The organism is Streptomyces sp. XY431, assembly GCF_001279805.1.
Classification (GTDB): domain Bacteria; phylum Actinomycetota; class Actinomycetes; order Streptomycetales; family Streptomycetaceae; genus Kitasatospora; species Kitasatospora purpeofusca.
This window is the reverse complement of the sequence record NZ_LGDO01000183.1, coordinates 1-5,508: the sequence shown is the minus strand read 5'-3', so window position 1 is coordinate 5,508 and position 5,508 is coordinate 1. Positions and strand designations below refer to the sequence as shown.

Genomic DNA, 5,508 nt, shown 5'->3' with positions numbered 1-5,508 from the left:
GCCCGCCACCACCCGGCCGCCACCTCGCCACCACCCGGCCGCCACTCCGTCGGCGGTGCCGCCGGACCCACCCCGAGGCGGGTCCGGCGGCCGGCCCGCCTATCGGGCGGCGGCCGGTGCCGGGGCGTACCCGGCCGGACGGGTGGTGAACGTGCCCCGGCCCTGGGTGCGGCTGCGCAGGGCGGTCGCGTAGCCGAACAGCTCGGCCAGCGGCACGACCGCCGTCACCGCCGTCGTCGCACCGTGCGGGTCCGAGCCCTGGACCCGGCCCCGGCGGGCGGCGAGGTCACCGAGGACCCCGCCCACCGCCTCCTGCGGCACGGTCACCGTCACCTCGACGACCGGTTCCAGCAGCACCATCCGGCAGGAGCGCATCGCGTCCCGCAGCGCCGTCCGCCCGGCGGTGCGGAAGGCGAGGTCCGAGGAGTCCTTGGTGTGGGTGGCCCCGTCGGTCAGGGTGACCCGCAGGCCGGTGACCGGGTGGCCGCCCAGCGGGCCCTCGGCGAGTGCGTCCCGGCAGCCCGCCTCGACCGCCTGGACGTACTCCTTCGGCACCCGTCCGCCGGTCACGGTGGACGCGAACACGAAGCCCCCTCCCTCCTGCGCGCCGACCGGTCCGTCCAGCGGCGCCACGTCGATCACGACCTGGGCGAACTGGCCGGCGCCGCCGTCCTGCTTGACATGACGGTGGACGTGGCCGGTGACCCCGCGTTCGACCGTCTCCCGATGGGCGACCTGCGGGCGGCCGACGGTCACCTCCAGACCGTTGTGGTCACGGCGGATCTTCTCCACCGCCACCTCCAGGTGCAGTTCGCCCAGGCCCGAGAGCACCCGCTGCCCGGTCTCCGGATCGGTGCGGACGACCAGCGACGGGTCCTCCTCCGCGAGCCGGGCCAGCGCCACCGCCAGCCGGTCGGTGTCGACCGAGCGCCGCGCCTCGACCGCGACCGTCACCACCGGCTCGGCGGTGACGGGTGGTTCGAGGACCAGCGGCGCGCCGGGCGCGCAGAGCGTGGCGCCCGTGCGCGCGGCCTTGACCCCGATCACCGCGACGATGTCCCCGGCGACCGCCGAGTCCGTCTCGGTGTGGCTGTCGGCCTGCACCCGCAGGATCCGGGCGATCCGTTCGGTACGACCGGTCGTGGCGTCCAGCACGGTGTCCCCCTTTCGCAGTGTTCCGGTGTAGAGACGCAGATAGGTCAGACGGCCGGAGGCGGTGACGTTCACCTTGAACACCAGCGCGGTGAGCGGCCCGGCGGGATCGGTGGCCCGCTCCACCTCGGTGCCCTCCCTGCCCTCCGCGCCCTCCGCGCCGTCCGCACCCACGGAGCCCGCCGCACCCGCCGCGCCCACGGCCGATCCGCGCACCGCGGGAACGTCCAGCGGCGAGGGCAGGTAGGCCGTGACGGCGGCCAGCAGCGGTTCGACACCGCGGTTGCGGTAGGCCGATCCGCACAGCACGACCACGGCCTCGCCGCTGTGGGTGAGGTCCCGCAGCGCGGCGGCCAGAGTCGCGGTGGAGAGCGCCGTGTGCTCGTAGTACTCCTCCAGTGCGGCCGGATGGAGTCCGGCCACGGCCTCGTCCAGCCGTCGTCGCCGGTGCTCGGCCTCGGCCCGGAGCTCCTCCGGTACCGGCCCCTCCCGCAGGCCGTCCCGACCTGGGCCGTCGTCCCAGGTCAGAGCACGCATCGTCAGCAGGTCGACGACGCCGGTGAAGTCGCCCTCCCGCCCGACGGGCAGTTGGACGGCGAGCGGGACCGGGTGCAGCCGCTCCCGGATGGAGGCGACGGCCGCGTCCAGATCGGCGCCGGCCCGGTCCATCTTGTTGACGAAGGCGATCCGGGGCACGCCGTGCCGGTCGGCCTGGCGCCAGACGCTTTCGCTCTGCGGCTCCACCCCGGCCACGGCGTCGAACACCGCGACCGCCCCGTCCAGCACCCGCAGCGAGCGTTCGACCTCGTCGGCGAAGTCGACGTGCCCGGGGGTGTCGATGAGATTGATCCGATGGCCGTCCCAGAGGCAGCTGACGGCGGCGGCGAAGATGGTGATGCCGCGTTCGCGCTCCTGCGGGTGGCAGTCGGTGACGGTGGTCCCGTCGTGGACCTCGCCGCGCTTGTGGGTCTCGCCGGCCAGGAAGAGGATCCGCTCGGTGACGGTGGTCTTGCCCGCGTCCACGTGGGCCAGGATGCCCAGGTTGCGGACGGTGGTGATGCCGGCCAGGACGGCGGCAGCAGCAGCGGTGGTGGTGACGGTGTTGTGCGTACGGCGGACGTCGGTGCGCATGGCCCGGTGCCTTTCGAGGTGGAGCGAGGTGCTGGGGCAGCGCGATTGCGGCGACGGCGCGCCCGGCCCTGTCGGTCCCACCCACGTCCGGCCCACCCACGATCCCGCCCCCGCCCCGCCCCGCGCAGCCTCGGCCGACAAGGGCACGGCGGCGGTCGAGCACCCGGGCACACGGGCCCCGGACACACAGGGACACAGGCCCTCGGACGGGCAGAAAGAGACAGGAAGGCAGAAGAGCCGGAAGGCGGCGGACGACCGGAGGAGTGACCCGAGGTCAGCGGTGCGTCGCGCGGATCCGGTGCCGGCCGCGCAGCGGGCACCGGAGGGAGGAGGACACCAGGATCACCTCGTACCGGGACGAGGGGACGACGGCAGCGGTGCGGTGTCGCACGACCGGTCCTCCCTCAACTCATCACGGCGCGCACCGCCACCGGAACCACGGCGGTGCGTCTCTGGATGCCGAGTGTAGGGAGCGGACCGCCTCCGGGTCACGCGGTTTTCCCGATTCGCCCCCACGCCGCTCGGCAGGGCACCGACCGTGTGACAACCGGGTCCTGATTCTGCAACAGCACCGCGTACGGACCGATCGGCGCGCCTAGGCTCCGCCGCATGAGTCTTTCAACGACCGACGTCGCCGCCGCCGGTGCGGCCTGGGTGTGGACACCGGACGACGCCGAGGTGGTCGAGACCGCCGAGTACACGATCCTGCGACTGCCCGAGCATGTCGCCTTCGACCTCTCGGTGGTCTCCTTCACCCCGGCCGGACCGCTCCCCGCGGCCGTCGACGCGGTCCTCGACCGGGCCCGCGCCTTCGGACTGCCGATCCTGGACTGGCAGGTGCTGGTCGGCTCCCCGGCCGGTCTGGCCGCCGAACTCGCGGCCCGGGGCGGCCGGGTGAAGCTCGGCCTGGAACTCCTGGCCGCGGACCTGAGCGAGGGCGCGCCCCCGCTGCGGCCGCCGACGGTGGACGCGTCGCTGCGTTGGGCGACGGACTTCGCGACGGCGCGGGCCGCGGCGGCGGTCGAGGTCACCGGGTTCGGCGGCGCGCTCCCGCCCGAGGAGCGGATCGAAGCAACCGCGGCGAAGGTCGCGAAGTCCCTTCCGGTCGGCGAGGGCGGCACGGTCGTCGCCTACGTGGACGGCGAACCGGCCGGCTGTGGCGGCGTCTCGATCGTGGACGGGGTCGCACGGCTGACGGGCGGAGTGGTCGCACCGCCCTGGCGGGGCCGGGGCGTGTACCGGGCGGTGCTCGCCGCCCGGCTCTCCTACGCGGCTACGCACGGCGCGACGATGGCCCTGGTCAAGGCCAACAGCACGACGTCCGGCCCGATCCTGCGCAGGACCGGCTTCACGGCATTCGGACCGGAACCCGTCTACGCCATCCCCCTGCACTGACCTCGCACCCGCCGGAGCACCACCACCGGAGGGAACCACCCCGCGCCTCCCGCGCGTCGAAGCGCGTGTGCGTCCGCACCGGCCGCCCGCCACGGCAGTGCGGAGTCGGAGGAGTTGGCGGAGTCGGCGGAATCCGGGGAGGCTCTCCAAGGTGTTGATCCCACTCGTCCTGCTGGTCGCCGGTGTCGGCCTGGTCCTCATGGGCGTCGACAAGCTGAACACCGCCGAGCCCACCTGCTACGGCCGGCCCATGTCGCCCGGCGACATCTGCCACGTCAAGGTGAAGGGCTCCTTCGGTGAAGGCATGGCGGAACCTCACGACACCACCTACCAGGAGCAGTTGGACAGTCTGACCAGCGGTGGCTGGACGGCGATCGGCTTCGGCGCCGTCCTGCTGGCACTCACGGTCGTGATCACGATCTCCTGGACCGTCACCGCCGCCCGTCGGGACCGGGAGTACTGAGACCCGATCGCACTCCCGCCCTCCGTACCGCTCCCGGCCGCTCCCGCAGGGGCATCCGCGTCCCCGCGGGAGCAGCCGGAGCAGCCGGAGCGGCCTTCGACCGGTCCGGCCGAGCGGCGCCCGTCAGCCCTTCGCGGCCGCGTACGCGGTCTCGGCGGCGAAGCCCCAGCCCGGGGCGGCGTCCCAGGGCACCAGCAGCGCGTCGTCCGTGGCGTAGACGTAGCCGGCGCCCCGGGCGAAGGCGGCGTCGAGGGCAGTGCGCATCGCGGCCCGGTCCGGGGTGTCGTACACCAGGTGCCAGAAGGCCGTGCCGCTGGCGTCGAGGGTCGCGCCGGAGTAGTAACCCGCGGTGGAGTTGAAGACGTTGCCGCCCAGCCAGGCGCCGGTGTAGTCGTCGTAGTCGCCCTCGAAGGTCACGAAGACGTCGGCCGTGCGGTGGCCGGGTTCGAGGTAGCAGTCGGCGACGGCGGTGCCCGGGTTGTTCACCACCAGGTCCTGGGCCTGCGGGGCGACGGAGTAGACGGTCTCCTGGACGTAGCGGCGCAGGTCCGCGTAGTAGTCGCGGGCGGTGTTGCCCGGGCCGCAGTCGCGCCCGGTCTGGTCGAAGAAGATGCCGTCGACGTGCAGCCGGTGGTCGGCCGTCCTCAGGTAGTTGTCGACGACGGCGCGGACGGCGGACGGCGGGAGCGAGCCGTGGCCGGTGTCGACGTAGCCCAGCACCCGGGTGCCGGTGCCGTGCGCGGTGACCCCGGCGCGCAGTGCATCAGCCTGCGCCTGCCAGGCCGCGTCGAAGGGGGCGTAGCCGTTGGACGGGTTGAGGACGACGATCGACGGTGCCGGGCGGGCGCTTGCCGCACTGGCCAGCATGGGCTCGCCGGGCAGTACGTAGGCCGGAACGGCGACCTCCAGACCGTGGGGTCTTTCGGCGGTCGCCGCGTCGGCCCCGCTGGGGGATGCCAGCGCGGCTGCGGTGAGCGCCACGCCGGCCAGCAGGACGGGCAGGGTCTTGGTGAACGAACGCATCGGGTCCCTTGCTCGCAGAAGACGGGAAAGCCGGAGGGGGCTCCCCCGCGGCGCCCGGGCACGGTCCGTCCAGCCCCTCGCGCCCCGTCCCCTCCACCCGCCCCGGCCGGGTCGGGCGCTCCCATTCCTACCGGTCCGATCCGCTCCCGGTGGCCAACTTCTGTTGAACGCACGGAAGTTCGCGCAAGCACCGACATCACTCGGAACCGCTCCTAGCACTCCCGCCTCCACTGCCACCACCGTCACCGACGCCGCTCCCACCCCCTCCGGCCACACCTGCCGCCGCGACACGCCCGACGGACCGCCTACGACGCGAGCGCGACGGGCGGCCGAGCGGGCCACCC

Annotated in this window: 4 protein-coding genes; 2 read left to right on the top strand and 2 right to left on the bottom strand. The window is 74.0% G+C overall.

Features of this window, described 5'->3' with window-relative positions; genetic code table 11:
* Nucleotides 1-99 precede the first annotated feature (99 nt).
* On the bottom strand, nucleotides 100-2,283 hold the full coding sequence (gene fusA, locus ADK60_RS19355) for an elongation factor G (protein WP_053647597.1): 2,184 nt from the start codon (nucleotides 2,281-2,283) through the stop codon (nucleotides 100-102).
* Nucleotides 2,284-2,892: 609 nt separating this feature from the next.
* Between fusA and ADK60_RS19350 the strand changes: the two genes are divergently transcribed.
* Together ADK60_RS19350 and ADK60_RS19345 are read left to right on the top strand one after the other, a co-directional pair.
* Nucleotides 2,893-3,678, top strand: a complete 786-nt coding sequence (locus tag ADK60_RS19350) for a GNAT family N-acetyltransferase (RefSeq protein WP_053647595.1) — start codon at nucleotides 2,893-2,895, stop codon at nucleotides 3,676-3,678.
* A gap of 151 nt (nucleotides 3,679-3,829) precedes the next feature.
* Complete coding sequence (locus tag ADK60_RS19345) at nucleotides 3,830-4,141, top strand: hypothetical protein (protein ID WP_053647592.1); 312 nt, start codon at nucleotides 3,830-3,832, stop codon at nucleotides 4,139-4,141.
* 123 nt (nucleotides 4,142-4,264) lie between these two features.
* Here ADK60_RS19345 and ADK60_RS19340 read toward each other — a convergent pair whose 3' ends face one another.
* A complete protein-coding gene (locus ADK60_RS19340; RefSeq protein ID WP_053647590.1) occupies nucleotides 4,265-5,164 on the bottom strand; it encodes a spherulation-specific family 4 protein in 900 nt (299 codons plus the stop codon).
* Between the last annotated feature and the right edge of the window lie 344 nt (nucleotides 5,165-5,508).